A 16551-nucleotide genomic window follows, 5' to 3' on the forward strand; every position below is an offset into this window, starting at 1 on the left:
AGTGACCAATCACTATCTCCGCAAGGGCAGGAGCCACCGGAACGCGGCCCACCCGGAAACGCGGCCGCCCGGAACACACGCCCGCCCGGCGGCCCACGGAACGGGCTGCCGGGCGGTCGGCACCGGAAAGCGGGACCTCAGGCGAGCCGGACGACCGCCCGGGACATCCCCAGCACCTTCTGCCCGCCCGAGGTGGCCAGCAGGTCGACCTGCACCTTGCGGCCCTCCAGCTTCTTGGCGACCTTGGCCGAGACCTCGATCACCGCGCCGACCCCGTCGTTCGGCACCGGCACCGGCCGGGTGAAGCGCACGCCGTACTCGACCACCGCCGACGGGTCGCCGACCCAGTCGGTCACCACCCGGATCGCCTCGGCCATGGTGAACATGCCGTGCGCGATGACGTCCGGCAGGCCGACCTCCAGGGCGAACTTCTCGTTCCAGTGGATCGGGTTGAAGTCACCGGAGGCACCCGCGTAGCGCACCAGTGTGGCGCGGGTCACCGGGAAGGACTGCGCCGGCAGCTCGGTGCCGACCTCGACCTCGTCGTAATCGATCGCCATCGCGCTCACTCCCCCGCCTCGTCGGCGACCCGGGCCACCAGCGTCATGATCGCCGTCACCACGTGCTCGCCGGTCTCGTCCGCCACCTCGCCGCGCACGGTGAGCACGTCGTTGCCCGCCAGCGACTTGATGTTGTCGATGGTCACCGCGACCGTCAGCCGGTCGCCGGCCTGCACCGGGCGGCTGTAGCGGAACTTCTGGTCACCGTGCACCACCCGGCTGTAGTCGAGACCCAGCTCCGGGTCCTCGACGACCTGGCCGGCCGCCTGGAAGGCGATCGCGAACGGGAAGGTCGGCGGGGCGATCACGTCCCGGTGGCCCAGCGCCTTCGCGGCCTCCGCGTCGGTGTACGCCGGATTGGCGTCCCCGATCGCGACCGCGAACTCGCGGATCTTCTCCCGGCCGACCTCGTACGGCTCGGTGGGCGGGTAACTCCGCCCGATGAAGGAGGGGTCGAGCGCCATGGCAACTCCTCGGAACGCGGATGGAACCGCGGGATGGAAACGCGGACGGGTACGAAAAAGACTCCGGGCCACACCCCCTGTTGAGGGATGCGGCCCGGAGTCGAAGACCTGGTTCACACAGGCCCGGCGCCCTGCGACAGGGTCAGCGGGTCTCGCGGTGCGCGGTGTGCGAGTTGCAGCGGGGGCAGTGCTTCTTCATCTCAAGACGGTCCGGGTCGTTACGCCGGTTCTTCTTGGTGATGTAGTTCCGCTCCTTGCACTCCACGCAGGCCAGCGTGATCTTCGGGCGGACATCGGTGGCAGCCACGGGAGTGCCTTCCTTGGACAACGAATAAGAACACAACAAGAGTAGCCGACCGGGAGTGCGATCTCCCGACCGACTACGCGGGGTAGCGGTGACCGGACTTGAACCGGTGACACAGCGATTATGAGCCGCTTGCTCTACCAACTGAGCTACACCGCCACAGTGATCAGCAGCACAGCCGAAGCTGACTGCCTTTCACCAGAGCCCCCATGCGGAATCGAACCGCAGACCTTCTCCTTACCATGGAGACGCTCTACCGACTGAGCTATAGGGGCGAACGAGGAAGAGATTACACGTTCCGCGCCCAGAGGTGAAATCCGTATCCCGGGGCGAAGACCGCAGGTGGGCGAGGTGCACGGACGGGCGGTCCGAGGCCGGGCGTTCGATCGGTCCGGAGCCGTGCGCCCCGAGCCGATACGACTATTGCCCGCCTCCCGGCGCCCCGCCCCACCGCGCCATAGGCTCGACCCTCATTGACCGGGGCACCGGCCGATCCCCGACGGGGCCCGTCCCCCACGGGCCCGCGGGCCAGCGCGAGAAGGAGCCGGCGATGGACAGCGCAGCCGCCGACGGGCCGCACTCCGGGCCCGGCCCGGCGGCCAACCCGCTCGGGCACGGCCCGGTCCTCCTGCTCACCGGGGCCCGGCTGGCCGACGGACGGGTGGTGGACGTCCGGATCAGCGGCGACCGGATCCAGGCGGTGGGCACCGTCGGCAGTCTCGGCCCGCTGCCCGCCCTGCCCGGCGCTCCCACCGTCACCACCGGCGCCCGGATCGACCTCAAGGGCTACCTGCTGCTCCCGGCCCCCGCCGAGGCGCACGCCCACTACGACTCCGCCTTCTCCGCCGCCCTGCCCGCCCCGCCGCCGGACACCCTCGCCGACCTCACCCGCCGGGTCACCGAGGCCGCCCTCACCTCGCTCGGCTACGGAGCCACCGCCCAGCGCACCCACGTACGGATCGGCGACGTGCACGGGCTGCGCCCGCTGGAGGCGGTGCTCACCGCCCGCCAGGCGCTGCGGGGCCTGGCCGAGCTCCAGGCGGTGGCGATGCCCCGGCTGCTCACCGGCCGGGCCGGCGCGGACGGGCGCGCCCAGCTGCGCGAGGCCCTCAAGCTGGGCGCCACCGCGGCCGGCGGCTGCCCGGAGCTGGACCCGGACCCGGCCGGCTACGTGCAACTGCTGCTGGAGGCCGCCCGGGAGGCGGACTGCCCGGTGGACCTGCACACCACCGCCGCCGACGCGGCCCAACTCGCCCGGCTGGCGAGCGTGCTGGCGCCGCTGCGGCCGCGGGTGACGCTCGGGCCGTGCGGGGCGCTGCCGCGCGGCGCGTCCACGGTGCTGGCCACCAGCGGGGTGCGGGTGGTCTGGCTGCCGCAGAACGGCGGTTGCACCGGGCTGGAGGGCCGGCCACCCGTCCAGCGGCCGGGCCTTCTGCGGGAGTTGGCCGCGGCCCGGGTGCCGCTGGCGGCGGGCAGCGGCGCACTGCGGGACCAGTCCAATCCGGTCGGTCGGGCGGATCCGCTGGAGTCGGCCTACCTGCTCGCGGCGGGCGGGGAGTTGGACCCGGACGCCGCCTACGACGCGGTGGCCAACCAGGCCCGGGCGACGCTCGGACTGCCCCCGGTCCGGGTGGACGCCGGGTTCCCGGCGGAGCTGCTGGCGGTGCGCGGGGACAGCCTGGCCGGGGCGCTCGCGGGCGGGCACAGCCGGCTGGTGGTGCACAGCGGCCGGGTGGTGAGCCGGACCAGCGCGGTCCGGGAGTTCGCGGACACCGTGGCGCTGGCGCTGCCCCGGCAGTCCGGCGGCACGGACTGCTGAACCGCGCGACAGGTGGACGGACGTCCGTCCGGACAGGCGGGAGGGAGGGAGGGAGGGAGGGAGGGAGGGAGGGAGGGAGGGCCCGCGGAGTGGCAGGGGGCGGGCGGAAACCAAAGGGGCGCGCGACTCTCGTCGCGCGCCCCTCCCCCACTACTGGCCGCCCTTGGATGGCGGCTGGAGCGGCCCCAGGCTTCCCCCACACGGAGCAGGGCCCGCTCGTTCCGGCACTGACACTACGGCCACGGAACACCGCCGCCGACCGGCCTTGACGCCCTCCTGTCGCCCGCCACCCGGCTCTTGACGGCTCGTTGACGTCCCCACGGTGTTCCCGGGGCTCACCGCGCTCACGGCACGTAGCGGTAGCCGATCCCCGGCTCGGTGATCAGGTGCCGCGGCCGGGCCGGGTCGCGCTCCAACTTCCGGCGCAGCCCGGCGAGGTAGACCCGCAGGTAGTTGCCGCGCGCCTCCTGCGCCGGGCCCCACACCTCGCGCAGGATCTGCCGCCCGGGCACCAGTCGTCCGGGGTTGGCGAGCAGCAGGCTGAGGATCCGCCACTCGGTCGGGGTGAGCCGCACCGGGCCTCCCGGACCGAGCACCGTGGTGGCCGCGAGGTCGATGGTGTGGTCGCCGATCACCGGCTGTCCCGGCGGCACCGGGTTCAGCGGCCGACGCAGCACCGCCCTCAACCGGGCCAGCAGTTCCTCCATCAGGAAGGGCTTGGTGAGGTAGTCGTCGGCGCCCGCGTCGAGGGCGCCGATCTTGTCGGCGGCGTCGGAGCGGCCGGAGAGCACGATGATCGGCACCGCGCTGCGGGTGCGCAGTCCGCGCAGCACGTCCATGCCGTCGAGGTCCGGCAGGCCGAGGTCGAGCAGGACGGCGTCCGGGGCGGAGTGCGCGGCCCGGTCGAGCGCCTCGCCGCCGCTGGCGGCGGTGCGGACGGCGTACTTGCGGGCGCTGAGGTTGATCCGCAGGGTGCGCAGCAGGGCCGGTTCGTCGTCGACGACGAGGATCTCGCAGTTGTCGACGGTCCGTTCGCTTCGTTCACTCATGGTGCGGTGGTTCCTCCCCGGCGTCGAAGTGCTCGGCGGTGAACTGCTCGGTGGTGAACTGCTCGGTCAGCTGCTCGGTGGCCCCTGGCCCGGTGGCGGCCGGCAGGGTGAGCAGCATGGTGGTGCCGCCCCCCGGGGTGTCCTCCACCTCCAGGCTGCCGCCCATGGCCTCGGCGAGGCCCCGGGAGAGCGCCAGGCCCAGGCCGACGCCGGTGGTGTTGTCGGTGTCGCCGAGGCGCTGGAAGGGCAGGAACACCCGGTCGCGGTCCTCGGGGGCGATGCCGGGACCGCGGTCGATCACCCGGACCTCGACCTGGTCGGCGTGGTGGCTGGCGGTCACCAGGACGGGCGCGCCGGGGGCGTTGTAGCGCAGCGCGTTGGTGATCACGTTGGCGAGCACCCGCTCCAGCAGCGGCGGATCGGCGAGCACCGGTGGCGCGGTGTCCAGGTCCAGCGGCTGGACCGGCGCGTACGGGTCGGGGAGGCTGTCCAGCGCCCTCGGCAGGATCTCGTCCAGGTGGGTCTCGGCGAGGTGCAGGGTGAGCGCGCCGGCCTGGAGGCGGCTCATGTCGAGCAGGTTGTCCACCAGTCGGGTGAGCTTGACCAGCGACTCGTCGGCGGTGGCGAGGAGTTCGGCCTGGTCCTCGGGCGAGAACTCGACGTCGGGGCTGCGCAGCGAGCCGACCGAGGCGCGGGCGGCGGCGAGCGGGGTGCGCAGGTCGTGGCTGACGGCGGCGAGCAGCGCGGTGCGCATCCGGTCGGCGGCCTTGATCGGCTCGACCTCCGCGGCGACCACGGCCAGCCGGTCGCGCTCCAGCGCGGCGGCGACGTGGGCGGCGAAGGCGGTGAGCACCCGCTGGTCGGCGGCGGGCAGCCGACGGCCGGTGAGGACCAGCAGGGCGTCGACACCGACCGGGACTTCGGTGGTCTCGTGCTGCGCCCCGGCGTCATCCGGCTGCTCGGCCGCGCAGTGGGCGAGCACCTCGCCGTCGGAGCGGGAGAGCAGCGCGACGGTCTGCATGCCGAAGGCCGTCCGGGACTTCTCCAGCAGCGCGGGCAGCGCGTCGGCGCCGCGCAGCACGCTGCCGGCGAGGGTGGAGAGGGTTTCCGCCTCGGCGGTGGCGCGGGCGGCCCGGGTGGTGAGCCGGCCGGCGTGGTCGACCACCGTGGAGACGGCGAGCGCGATGGCGGCGAAGACCACCAGGGCGACGATGTTGTTGGTCTCGCCGATGGTCAGGCTGTGGACCGGCGGGATGAAGTAGTAGTTCAGCAGCACCGAGGCGATGAACGCGGCCAGCAGGGCGGACATCGCGCCGCCGAGCAGGGCGACGATGACCACGCCGAGCTGGAAGATCAGCGCGACGGTGGTCAGGTTGATGGTGTGGTGCGTCTGGGAGAGCACCGCGGTGAGCAGCCAGGGCACCACGAGGCCGGCCAGGTAGCCGAGGATGGTGCGGCGCCTGGAGTGGCGCCGGCCCAGCGAGGGCAGCCGGCCGCGACCGGTGAACTCGTGGGTGACCATGTGGACGTCGATGTCCTCGGAGGCGTCCACGGTGGTCTGCCCGGTGCCCGGGCCGGTGAGGAAGCGGTTGATCCGGCCGCGGCGGCTGGTGCCGAGCACCAGCTGGGTGGCGTCGTGGGCCCGGGCGAAGGCCAGCAGCGCGGTGGGGACGTCGTCGCCGACCACCACGTGGTAGCTGCCGCCGAGGCTCTCGACCAGCTGCCGCTGCTGGGCGAGCGCGGCGGAGGAGGCGCCGGCCAGGCCGTCACTGCGGGAGACGTGCACGGCCAGCAGTTCGCCGCCCGCGGCGACGGCGATCCGGGAGGCGCGCCGGACCAGAGTCTCGCCCTCCGGGCCGCCGGTGAGGGCGACCACCACCCGCTCGCGGGTCTCCCAGACCCGGTCGATGTTGTGGTCGGCCCGGTAGTCGCGCAGGCCCTCGTCCACCCGCCCGGCCACCCAGAGCAGGGCGAGTTCGCGCAGGGCGGTGAGGTTGCCGACCCGGAAGTAGTTGGATAGCGCGGCGTCCACCTTCTCCGCCTTGTAGACGTTGCCATGGGCCATGCGCCGACGCAGCGCCTGCGGCGCCATGTCGACGAGTTCGAGCTGGTCGGCCCGACGGACCACCTCGTCCGGGACGGTCTCGCGCTGCGGGATGCCGGTGATCTTCTGGACGACGTCGTTCAGCGATTCCAGGTGCTGGATGTTGACGGTGGTGATGACGTCGATCCCGGCGGCGAGCATCTCCTCGACGTCCTGCCAGCGCTTGGCGTGGCGGCCGCCGGGGATGTTGGTGTGCGCCAGTTCGTCGACCAGGACGACGGAGGGGCGGCGGGCGAGCACCCCGTCGAGGTCCATCTCCTCGAACTCGGCGTCGCGGTAGGAGCGGTGGACGCGCGGCAGTACCTCCAGGCCGTCGATCATGGCCTCGGTGTGACGGCGGCCGTGGCACTCGATGTACCCGACCACGACGTCGGCCCCGCGCTCCTGTCTGCGCCGGGCCTCGTCCAGCATCCGGTAGGTCTTGCCGACCCCCGGGGCGGAGCCGAGGTACACCCTCAGCCGGCCGGTGCGGATGCCGGAGCCGGGGGTGAGGTCGCGGGCCATGGGCACTGCTTCTTTCCATCAGGGGTGACGGCTGGGCGGTACGCGTCTGCGGATACGGGGCGGCCGACCCGGGTGCGGGAGGCATCCTCCCGCGCCCGGGTCGGCCCGGTCACCCCGGTACGGGGTGCGCTGTCACTGTTCGGTCACTTCTACTCAGCTACTTCTGCTCGGTCACTTCGCTTCGTCGACGGCCGTGTTGAGCAGCACGACGTTGACGCCCTCCTGACCGAGGAAGCCGGCCGAACGGCCCTCGGTGTACTTGTCGACCAGCTTGGCGACCGTCTCCACCGGGAGGTTGCGCTCCTTCGCGACCCGGTTGACCTGCTCCTTGGCGTAGGCCACCGAGATGTGCGGGTCGAGGCCGGAGGCGGAGGCGGTCAGCGCGTCGACCGGGACGCTCGCCGGGTCGACGCCGTCGAAGGCGGCGACGGCGGCGCGGCGGTCGTTGACGGCCTTCAGCAGGTCGTCGCTGTTCGGGCCGAGGTTGCTGGCACCGGAGCTGTCGCCGGCGTGGTTGTTGGCGGACGGCCGGGGCTGGAACCACTTCGGGTCCGGCACCGGGTCCTCCTTCGGGTCGTCCGGGTTCTTCTTGGGCAGGTCGTAGTTCTGGCCGAGCAGGCTGGAACCGATCACCTTCCCGTCGGACTTCACCAGCGAGCCGTTGGCCTTGTCGCTGAATGCGACCTGGCTGATCCCGGTGACCAGCAGCGGGTAGAGGACTCCCAGGATCACCGTGAGCACCAGCAGCACGCGCAGTGCGGTGAAGTGGGTGCGGACGGTCGTCGGCAGGGGCTTGGACATGGCGTTTCTCTCCTTCCCGCGTCAGCTGAGGCCGGGGATGAACTGGACGATCAGGTCGATCAGCTTGATGCCGACGAACGGCACCACCAGACCGCCGAACCCGTAGATCCCGATGTTGCGGCGCAGCAGCGAACTGGCGTCGGACGGGCGGTACTTCACCCCGCGCAGGGCGAGCGGGATCAGGCCGATGATGACCAGGGCGTTGAAGATGATCGCCGAGGTGATCGCGGACTGGGGGCTGTGCAGGCCCATGATGTTGAGGTGGCTCAGGCCCGGGTAGACCCCGGCGAACATCGCGGGGATGATCGCGAAGTACTTGGCCACGTCGTTGGCGATCGAGAAGGTGGTCAGCGCGCCGCGGGTGATCAGCAGCTGCTTGCCGATCTCCACGATCTCGATCAGCTTGGTCGGGTTGGAGTCCAGGTCGACCATGTTGCCGGCCTCCTTGGCCGCCATGGTCCCGGTGTTCATCGCGACGCCGACGTCGGCTTGGGCGAGCGCGGGGGCGTCGTTGGTGCCGTCGCCGGTCATCGCGACCAGCTTGCCGCCCTCCTGCTCCTTCTTGATCAGGGCCATCTTGTCCTCGGGCGTGGCCTCGGCGAGGAAGTCGTCCACGCCGGCCTCCTCCGCGATCGCCTTGGCGGTCAGCGGGTTGTCGCCCGTGATCATGATGGTCTTGATGCCCATCCGGCGGAGCTCGTCGAAGCGCTCCCGCATGCCCTCCTTGACCACGTCCTTGAGGTGGATGACACCCAGGACCTTGGCCGGAGCCGAGCCGATCTTCGTCGCGACAACGAGGGGCGTGCCACCCGCGGCCGAGATCCCGTCCACCAGCGTGGAGACCTCGTCGCCGACCGAACCGCCGTTCGCGGTGACCCAGTTGGAGACGGCACCGGCCGCGCCCTTGCGGACCTGGTGCACGCCGTCCGCCTCGTCCAGGTCCACACCCGACATGCGGGTCTGGGCCGTGAACGGGACCCAGGTGGCGTGGGTGAGCTCGCCCTGGGCGCGGGCCCGCAGGCCGTACCCGGTCTTGGCCAGGACCACGATCGAGCGGCCCTCGGGGGTCTCGTCCGCGAGGGAGGACAGCTGGGCCGCGCTGGCGAGCTCATCCTGCTCGACCCCGGGGGCCGGGACGAACTCGGCGGCCTGGCGGTTGCCCAGGGTGATGGTGCCGGTCTTGTCGAGCAGCAGGGTGTTGACGTCGCCGGCGGCCTCGACGGCGCGGCCGGACATCGCCAGCACGTTGCGCTGCACCAGCCGGTCCATGCCCGCGATGCCGATCGCGGAGAGCAGCGCGCCGATGGTGGTCGGGATGAGCGCCACGATCAGGGCGACCAGGACGATCATCGACTGCGGGGCGCCCGCGAAGGTGGCCATCGGCTGGAGCGTGACGACCGCGACCAGGAAGACGATGGTCAGCGAGGCCAGCAGGATGTTGAGCGCGATCTCGTTCGGCGTCTTCTGCCGGGCGGCGCCCTCGACCAGGGCGATCATCCGGTCGATGAAGGACTTGCCGGGCTCCGAGGCGATCTTCACCACGATCCGGTCGGACAGCACCTTGGTACCGCCGGTCACCGCCGAGCGGTCACCGCCGGACTCGCGGATCACCGGCGCGGACTCACCGGTGATCGCCGACTCGTCGACGCTCGCGACACCCTCGACCACGTCGCCGTCGCCGGGGATGACCTGCCCGGCCTCGACCACCACGTGGTCACCGAGCTGGAGCGCGGTCCCGGGCACCTCCTCCTCGTCCTGGCTCTTGGGCCAGTCCAACAGGCGCCGGGCGACGGACTCGGTCTTGGTCTTGCGCAGGGTGTCGGCCTGGGCCTTGCCACGGCCCTCCGCGACGGCCTCCGCCAGGTTGGCGAAGATCGTGGTGAGCCAGAGCCACACGGTGATGGCCCAGGCGAACACCGACGGGCTGGCGATCGCGGAGACGGTGGTGACCACCGAGCCCACCTCGACCACGAACATCACCGGGTTCTTGACCATCACCCGGGGGTCGAGCTTCTTCACCGCGTCCGGTAGGGAGGCGACGATCAGCTTCGGGTCGAGGAGGCCGCTCTGCACTCTGTGCGGCGCGGCGGGCTCGGCCGGGTGGTCGGCCGGTGCGGGGTTGAGCGTAGGGGTGGACATCAGGAGAGACCTTCCGCGAGCGGCCCGAGGGCCAGGGCCGGGAAGTAGGTGAGGCCGACGACGATCAGGATCACGCCCGACAGCAGGCCCACGAACAGCGGCTTGTGGGTGGGCAGGGTGCCCGGAGTGGCCGGAACCGGCTGCTGCTGGGCGAGCGAACCCGCCAGCGCCAGGACGAAGACGATCGGCAGGAAGCGGCCGAAGACCATCGCCAGGCCGAGCGCGGTGTCGTACCAGTCGGTGTTGACGGTGATGCCGGCGAACGCCGAACCGTTGTTGTTGGCGGCCGAGGTGAAGGCGTACAGCACCTCGGAGAAGCCGTGGGCGCCCGAGTTGAGCATCCCGGCCCGCTCGCCCGGCAGGGCCATCGCGACACCGGTGCCCACCAGCACGATGGTCGGGGTGGTGAGGATGTACAGCGAGGCGAACTTCATCTCCCGGCCGCCGAGCTTCTTGCCCAGGTACTCGGGGGTGCGCCCGACCATCAGGCCTGCGACGAAGACCGCCACCACGGCCAGCACCAGCATGCCGTACAGGCCGGAGCCCACACCGCCGGGCGCGATCTCGCCCAGCATCATGTTGAAGATCGTCAGACCGCCGCCGAACGGCGTGAACGAGTCGTGGAAGGAGTTCACCGCGCCGGTCGAGGTCAGCGTGGTCGAGGTGGCGAACAGGGCGCTGGCGGCGATGCCGAAGCGCTGTTCCTTGCCCTCCATCGCACCGCCGGCGGCCTGCAGGGCGGTGCCGTGGTGCTGCGACTCGGCGAGGGTCATCAGCGCGGCCGAGGCCACCCAGAACAGGCCCATCACCGCGACGATCGCGTAGCCCTGGCGGTTGTCGCCCACCATCCGGCCGAAGGTCCGCGGCAGGGCGAACGGGATCAGCAGGATGAGGAAGATCTCCAGCCAGTTCGTGAAGCCGGTCGCGTTCTCGAACGGGTGCGAGGAGTTGGCGTTGAAGAAGCCGCCACCGTTGGTGCCGAGCTCCTTGATGACCTCCTGGGAGGCCACCGGGCCGCCCGGGATCTTCTGGATCTCACCGGTGAGGGTGTGCGCCTCGGTGAAGCCGTGGAAGTTCTGGATCAGGCCGTTGGCGGCCAGGACCAGCGCGAACAGGAACGCCAGCGGCAGCAGCAGCCGCAGGTTGATCCGGACCAGGTCCACCCAGAAGTTGCCGATGCGGTCCGTCCTGTTCCGGGTGAAGCCCCGGATCAGCGCGGCGACGACGGCGATGCCGACGGCCGCGGAGACGAAGTTCTGCACCGCCAGGCCCGCCATCTGCACCAGGTGACCCATCGCGGACTCGCCGCTGTAGGACTGCCAGTTGGTGTTGGTGACGAACGAGATCGCGGTGTTCCAGGCCTGGTGGCCCTCCATCTGCGGAACGCCCAGGTTCAGCAGCAGGTAGCCCTGGAGGCGGATCAGGCCGTAGAGGAAGAGCACCGAGACGGCCGAGAAGGCCAGCACCGAGCGCAGGTACACCGACCAGCGCTGGTCGGCGTCACCGTCGACGCCGATCACCTTGTAGATGCCGCGCTCGACTCTGAGGTGCTTGGCGGTGGTGAGGGTCTTGGCGATGTAGTCGCCAAGGGGGCGGTAGCAGAGGGCCAGCGCGCCGACGAGGGCGAGGGCCTGCAACCAGCCCGCGAGAGTGGATCCCATGTCAGAACTTCTCCGGGAAGATCAGCGCCACGACGAGGTAGCCGACGAGAGCGACGGCCACGACCAGACCTGCGATGTTCTCCGCGCTCACAGCTTCTCCACCCCCCGCGCGATCAGGGCGATGACGGCGAACACGGCGACCGTGACACCGACGTAGATGAGATCGGACATGGGCTCCACCAGCGTGGTTCGGGAGATGCCGCGGACGGGCCGAAGGGCCTCCGTGCGGCACCGGCGGACGACCGGCAAGTGAAGGAAATCAGCCGTTCAAGGCGCGTTAGGAGCGCCCTGACGCCGTCCATACGGGTGAATGCGGTCCGTTGACGCGACCTTGACGCCCGCTTCACCGGGCCGAGACCGCCGTGACCTGGTCGAGACCTGGGACCCCCGGGGCGGAGCGGGACGCACGTGGGCCCCGGGACGGCTGCGCGGCCGTCCCGGGGCCCGTGGGTTCACCCGTCAGTCTCCGTCGGCTCCGCCGGTCCCGCCGGTCCTGCCGGCCCCGCCGGTTCCCTCCGGCCCCGCCGGTTCCCTCCGGCCCCGGTGGTCCCGCCAGCCCCGCCGGTCCTGCGGTCACATCCGCACCTGCGGTCACATCCGCATACGCAGCCGGCAGACCACCGCGTCGGTGTGCCGGCGCAGGGCGCGGTCGATCACCGCGCCGCGCCGGTTCTGCAGCGCGCGCTGGTACCAGTGGGCGGGCTCGACCTCGGGGATCAGCACGGTGAGCCGGTCGTGGGCGTGCTCCCGCCCGAGCGTGTTGACGAACTCGGCGATCGGCCGACCGAGCCGCCGGTGCTCCTCCGGGATCTCCAGCAGGGGCACCCCGGGCTGCCACAGCTCCCAGTCCCGGCGCAGCGCCTCGGCGTCGGCCGGGTCGTGCACCACGGTCACCGCGAACACCTCGTCGCCCAGCGACAGCGCCGCCGACAGGCCGTCCCGGGTGAGCCGGGTGATCGCCGTCACCGGGACGACCACCAGGCTTCTCCGGCGGGTCACCGCGCCCGGCACCCGGCCGAGCTCCAGCCGTTCGCCGATCCGCCCGTAGCCGCGGTGGATCGCCTCGAACAGCACCACCAGCAGCGGCAGGGCCACCACGATGCCCCAGGCGCCCTCGGTGAACTTGGTGCCGGTCACCACGAGGGTCGCGACGCCGGTCAGCACCGCGCCGAAGCCGTTCACCGCGGCCTTCCGGCGCCAGCCGGCCGGGCGGTGCAGGTTCCAGTGCCGGACCATGCCGACCTGGCAGATGGTGAAGCCGACGAACACGCCGATCGAGAACAGCGGCACCAGGCTGTTGACGTCGCCGCCGGAGCCGACCAGCAGCGCGGCCGACACCGCGGCCAGGAACAGCACGCCGTACCGGTACACCTGGCGGTCGGCGCGCAGCGCGAAGACGTGCGGGAGGTGGTTGTCCCGGGCGAGCAGGTCCATCAGCACCGGCAGGCCGCCGAAGGAGGTGTTGGCGGCCAGCCCGAGCAGCACCACGGTGGCGAACTGGACGACGAAGAAGCCGACGCCGTGGCCGAGCGAGGCGTCGGCGAGCTGGGCGAGCACGGTGACGCCGTCGACCGGCTGGAGGTGGAAGCGGCTGATCAGCACGGCCAGGCCGATCAGCATCACCCCGAGCAGGGCGCCGAGCGCGACCTCGGTGTGCTGGGCCCGCTTGACCCGCGGGGTGCGGAAGGAGGGAACGGCGTTGGCCACCGCCTCGACGCCGGTCAGCGCCGAGCAGCCGGCCGCGAAGGCCTTGAGCAGCAGCAGCGCGCCGACCGCGGTGGCGTTCTCGGCGAGCACCGAGGCGTGGCCGGCGGCGGCCGTGGTGCTGGCCGGGGCGTCGCGGAACAGGCCGACCACGATGATCGCCATGATCGACAGCACGAACACGGCCGTCGGCACCATGAACCAGCGGGCCGACTCGGCGATGCCGCGCAGATTGACGGCGGTCACCAGGGCGAGCACGCCGAGGCAGAGCCACACCCGGTCGCCGTACAGACCGGGGACGGCGGAGGTCAGCGCGGCCACCCCGGCGGTCACCGAGACCGCGACGTTCAGGATGTAGTCGATCACCAGCGAGGCGGCCGCGGTCAGCGCCGTCCGGCGCCCCAGGTGGGCCTTGGCCACCGCGTAGGAGCCGCCGCCGTCCGGGAAGGCCGCGATCACCTGCCGGTAGGAGGCGACCAGCACCGCGAGCAGGACGGCGATCGCGACCGTGACCGGCACCGTGAAGCCCAGCCCGTACCCGCCGGCCGCGGCCAGCACCAGCACGATCGACTCCGGGCCGTACGCCACCGATGCCATCGCGTCCAGCGACAGCGCCGCCAGCCCGCCGAGCGCGCTGAGCCGGTGCCGCTCGTCGGCCGCCCCGGTATCCGGCGGTTCGTCGGCCGCGACGGCCGGGGTGGAGATGACGCTGGACATCGGACGGGACCTCCGCAGTCGGGTACGTGCTCCGAATCCTGCGGTTCGGGCGCCCCGGCCGGGCCCGCCCCCTACGTCTTCCTGACGCCGCCACCAGAGCCCTTGACGCGGCCTTGACGCGACGGCGGCGCGGCGGGAGGGGTGCTTGACGGGGGTGGGGTGAGCCGTTGTCCCGGCGGGCGCCGGTTGGGAAGACGATCAGCTCGGTCGAAGGACTCCCACCCCCGACCCCCCACTCTGCTGCCCACAGGAGGTAATTGCAAGCAATGCGCAATAACAGCCCTTGCCTGTGCCCGGGCGCACGAAAAAGCCCCCGATCCGCGTTTCCGCAGATCGGGGGCCGTTTCTCTATCCTGTGGCTGGTGCAGGGTTCGAACCTGCGTAGCTTGCGCGACAGATTTACAGTCTGCTCCCTTTGGCCGCTCGGGCAACCAGCCAGGATTTTCGTCTCCGGGGGCTCGCGCCCCGTTCGACTTGGTAAACCATACCTGATCCCCGGGGGTGCTTCGCCACTCGGTGGATCACTCGAGAGACCACCCGGGAGATCACTCGACGATCAAGGGGCGCCGCGCGCCGGTCACGGGCGGGGCCGGGGTGACGCTGGATAGGCTTGGGCGGCGGGCGCCCCGGTGGGGCGGGCCGTGCCAGTGAAGCCAGAGCATCAAGGAGACCAACACCCATGGCCGACTCCAGTTTCGACATCGTCTCGAAGGTCGAGTGGCAGGAGGTCGACAACGCGATCAACCAGACCTCCCGCGAGATCGCCACCCGCTTCGACTTCAAGGGCGTGGGCGGCGAGATCAGCCGCTCCGGCGAGAAGATCGAGATGAAGGCCAACGGCGAGGAGCGCGTGCGCGCCATCCTGGACGTGCTGCAGACGAAGTTCATCAAGCGCGGCCTCTCGCTGAAGGCCCTGGACGCCGGTGAGCCGCAGCTGTCCGGCAAGGAGTACAAGATCTTCGCGGACATCAAGGAGGGCATCACCACCGAGGATGCCAAGAAGGTCGCGAAGATCATCCGGGACGAGGGCCCGAAGGGCGTCAAGGCCCAGGTCCAGGGCGACGAGCTGCGCGTCAGCTCGAAGAGCCGCGACGACCTCCAGGCCGTCCAGGCGCTGCTCAAGGGCAAGGATCTGGACTTCGCGATCCAGTACGTGAACTACCGCTAGTCGACCCCTCCTGCCCCACCCGCGCGGGGAACAGGGGGACAGGACGGCACGGCCCCGCTCCCGATCCGGGAGCGGGGCCGTTCGCGTCGGTGCGTCCGGCCGGCGGCGGGTCAGCCGGCGGCGGGGAGGGAGTGGGCGGTGGCGGTCAGGGCCTGCGCCTGGGCGCGCAGGGCGTCCAGCTGCTCCTGGAGGCCCGCGGGCGCGGAGCCGGGCAGCTTGGGCGGGGCCGGGACGGTGGGCGGCGCCGGCACCGACGGGAGCCCGCCGAGCAGATTCTGCAGGATGCTCTGCAGGGAGGCGACCAACTGCTGGACGGCGCCGAGGTCGGGGACGGCGGAGGTCACCGTCGAGAGCAGGCCGGTGACCAGCTTGACGACGTCGCCGAGCGCCCCGAGGGCCGCACTCGGGTCCGGCGTGGCCGGGAGTGCCGGGAGGGCCGGCACGGCGGGGGTGCCGGGGACGGCGGGCAGTGCCGGGTCGTCGACGGCCGGGAGGGTCGTCGGCGGCGCCGGGACCGTGACCGGGGTGACCGGGACGGCGGCAGCGGCGGTGGTGGTGATGGAGGAGGAGACGGTGGTACGGGGGGCCGCGGCTCCATGGCCGGCGGCGGTGGCGGACGCCGTGGCGACCGTGGTCAGCGCAAGGGCTGTGGTCAGCACGACGGCCATCCGGGTGGCACGCATGGGTACTGCTTCCTCTCAGTGCGAGTCAGGCGAGATCGCCTGACTCACACCGTGCGGTCGCCGTCCGGACGCAGCCACCGCAGGTACGCCGAACGGCGGCGCGTCGGTTCAGCCCGCCGCCCAGTCGGCGGTGCAGCGGCGCGCTCCCAGCCCGACGGAGGCGAACTCGTCCACCCGGCCCGGCTCGACGTGCCCGCCGAGCCGCCGCAGGGCCTGGGAGATCGGGGTGCCCTCGGCCGGGACGGGCTCGAACTCGCCGCTGGTGAGCGGGCCCAGGACGACCCGGCCGTCCGACCAGACGGCGGCACGCTGGGTGCCGCTGCCGCCGAAGTACTCGGCCTCGACGCAGGCGATCGGACCGGCCTTCGACCAAGCGGCGAGCCGGAGTTCGAAGCCGTCCGGATGCCAGCCGAATCCCGCCCCGCCGCCGGGCTTCGGCACGGCGGCCTCGCCCTGGAGCGCGGACAGCACGGCGGAGGTGACCGGGATCAGCGCCAGTCCCTGCGCCAGCGGCACCACCCGGGCCGCCGGCACCTCCGCCGCCGCCACCGACAGCAGCTCCAACATGCCTATCAGCGCTTGGAGTTCATACGACATGCTCGACATCGTGTCCCACCACGCCGACAGTCGGCCCGGAATTTATCGTTCCGTGCCCGCACGGAGACCGTGGAACAGGGTGAAGAGGGTCACGTCCACGGCGTCATCGGCCGTACTCGGACCTTCCGCCGTCAGCTCGTCCAGGAATTCCTGGAGTCGGGACCGCGGCCGGGCCGGCCGGGCCGGTTCGAGCCGCAGCGCGAAGTCCGCGAACAGACCGGACGGGGCTGAGCACCGGTCACCCGCACGGCCGCCCGCCGCATGCGGGGGGCGCGGC

14 protein-coding genes and 3 tRNA genes are annotated in these 16551 nt (G+C 71.8%); 2 read left to right on the forward strand and 15 right to left on the reverse strand.

Annotated elements, in window-relative coordinates; all coding sequences use genetic code 11:
* Positions 1–137: 137 nt before the first annotated feature.
* From ACZ7BZ_RS13290 to ACZ7BZ_RS13310, 5 genes are all read right to left on the reverse strand, one after another.
* The gene (locus ACZ7BZ_RS13290; RefSeq protein ID WP_470358413.1) at positions 138–560 is read right to left on the reverse strand and encodes a MaoC family dehydratase; all 423 of its coding nucleotides are present in this window, start codon (positions 558–560) and stop codon (positions 138–140) included.
* Between the two features lie 5 nt (positions 561–565).
* Positions 566–1024, reverse strand: a complete 459-nt coding sequence (locus ACZ7BZ_RS13295) for an FAS1-like dehydratase domain-containing protein (RefSeq protein WP_380463315.1) — start codon at positions 1022–1024, stop codon at positions 566–568.
* Positions 1025–1166: 142 nt separating this feature from the next.
* Positions 1167–1331 carry a 50S ribosomal protein L33 gene (gene rpmG, locus ACZ7BZ_RS13300; protein WP_006604855.1) on the reverse strand — a complete coding sequence of 55 codons (165 nt, stop codon included), beginning with the start codon at positions 1329–1331 and terminating at the stop codon, positions 1167–1169.
* 83 nt (positions 1332–1414) lie between these two features.
* A tRNA-Met gene (locus ACZ7BZ_RS13305) sits at positions 1415–1487 on the reverse strand.
* A gap of 43 nt (positions 1488–1530) precedes the next feature.
* Positions 1531–1603, reverse strand: a tRNA-Thr gene (locus ACZ7BZ_RS13310).
* 275 nt (positions 1604–1878) lie between these two features.
* Here ACZ7BZ_RS13310 and ACZ7BZ_RS13315 point away from each other — a divergent pair.
* Positions 1879–3147 (forward strand): amidohydrolase family protein, encoded by a 1269-nt coding sequence (locus tag ACZ7BZ_RS13315; protein ID WP_380463313.1) that lies wholly within the window; start codon positions 1879–1881, stop codon positions 3145–3147.
* A gap of 344 nt (positions 3148–3491) precedes the next feature.
* On the opposite strand, the gene ACZ7BZ_RS13320 is transcribed toward ACZ7BZ_RS13315, so the two are convergent.
* The 8 genes from ACZ7BZ_RS13320 to ACZ7BZ_RS13355 form a co-directional block, all read right to left on the reverse strand.
* The gene (locus ACZ7BZ_RS13320) at positions 3492–4196 is read right to left on the reverse strand and encodes a response regulator (protein ID WP_470358414.1); all 705 of its coding nucleotides are present in this window, start codon (positions 4194–4196) and stop codon (positions 3492–3494) included.
* Positions 4189–6804: an ATP-binding protein gene (locus ACZ7BZ_RS13325; protein ID WP_470358415.1), complete on the reverse strand. Its 2616-nt coding sequence runs from the start codon at positions 6802–6804 to the stop codon at positions 4189–4191. The genes ACZ7BZ_RS13320 and ACZ7BZ_RS13325 overlap by 8 nt, the downstream gene beginning before the upstream one ends.
* A gap of 171 nt (positions 6805–6975) precedes the next feature.
* Complete coding sequence (gene kdpC, locus ACZ7BZ_RS13330; RefSeq protein WP_470358416.1) at positions 6976–7605, reverse strand: K(+)-transporting ATPase subunit C; 630 nt, start codon at positions 7603–7605, stop codon at positions 6976–6978.
* Positions 7606–7626: 21 nt separating this feature from the next.
* The gene (gene kdpB / locus ACZ7BZ_RS13335; RefSeq protein ID WP_470358417.1) at positions 7627–9744 is read right to left on the reverse strand and encodes a potassium-transporting ATPase subunit KdpB; all 2118 of its coding nucleotides are present in this window, start codon (positions 9742–9744) and stop codon (positions 7627–7629) included.
* The gene (kdpA, locus tag ACZ7BZ_RS13340) at positions 9744–11405 is read right to left on the reverse strand and encodes a potassium-transporting ATPase subunit KdpA (protein WP_470358418.1); all 1662 of its coding nucleotides are present in this window, start codon (positions 11403–11405) and stop codon (positions 9744–9746) included. The genes kdpB and kdpA overlap by 1 nt, the downstream gene beginning before the upstream one ends.
* 1 nt (position 11406) lies before the next feature.
* Positions 11407–11496, reverse strand: coding sequence for a K(+)-transporting ATPase subunit F (gene kdpF, locus ACZ7BZ_RS13345; protein ID WP_045693083.1), 90 nt, complete (start codon positions 11494–11496; stop codon positions 11407–11409).
* A gap of 500 nt (positions 11497–11996) precedes the next feature.
* Positions 11997–13826, reverse strand: coding sequence for an APC family permease (locus ACZ7BZ_RS13350; protein WP_470358419.1), 1830 nt, complete (start codon positions 13824–13826; stop codon positions 11997–11999).
* A 356-nt stretch (positions 13827–14182) separates the two neighbouring features.
* Positions 14183–14263, reverse strand: a tRNA-Tyr gene (locus tag ACZ7BZ_RS13355).
* 242 nt (positions 14264–14505) lie between these two features.
* Here ACZ7BZ_RS13355 and ACZ7BZ_RS13360 point away from each other — a divergent pair.
* Complete coding sequence (locus ACZ7BZ_RS13360; RefSeq protein ID WP_380461575.1) at positions 14506–14994, forward strand: YajQ family cyclic di-GMP-binding protein; 489 nt, start codon at positions 14506–14508, stop codon at positions 14992–14994.
* Between the two features lie 110 nt (positions 14995–15104).
* Here ACZ7BZ_RS13360 and ACZ7BZ_RS13365 read toward each other — a convergent pair whose 3' ends face one another.
* Positions 15105–15677, reverse strand: coding sequence for a hypothetical protein (locus ACZ7BZ_RS13365; RefSeq protein WP_470358420.1), 573 nt, complete (start codon positions 15675–15677; stop codon positions 15105–15107).
* Between the two features lie 108 nt (positions 15678–15785).
* Entirely contained in the window at positions 15786–16274 is a 489-nt protein-coding gene (locus tag ACZ7BZ_RS13370) for a hypothetical protein (RefSeq protein ID WP_380461573.1), read from the reverse strand.
* Between the last annotated feature and the right edge of the window lie 277 nt (positions 16275–16551).

The organism is Kitasatospora sp. NPDC036934 (assembly GCF_055608425.1).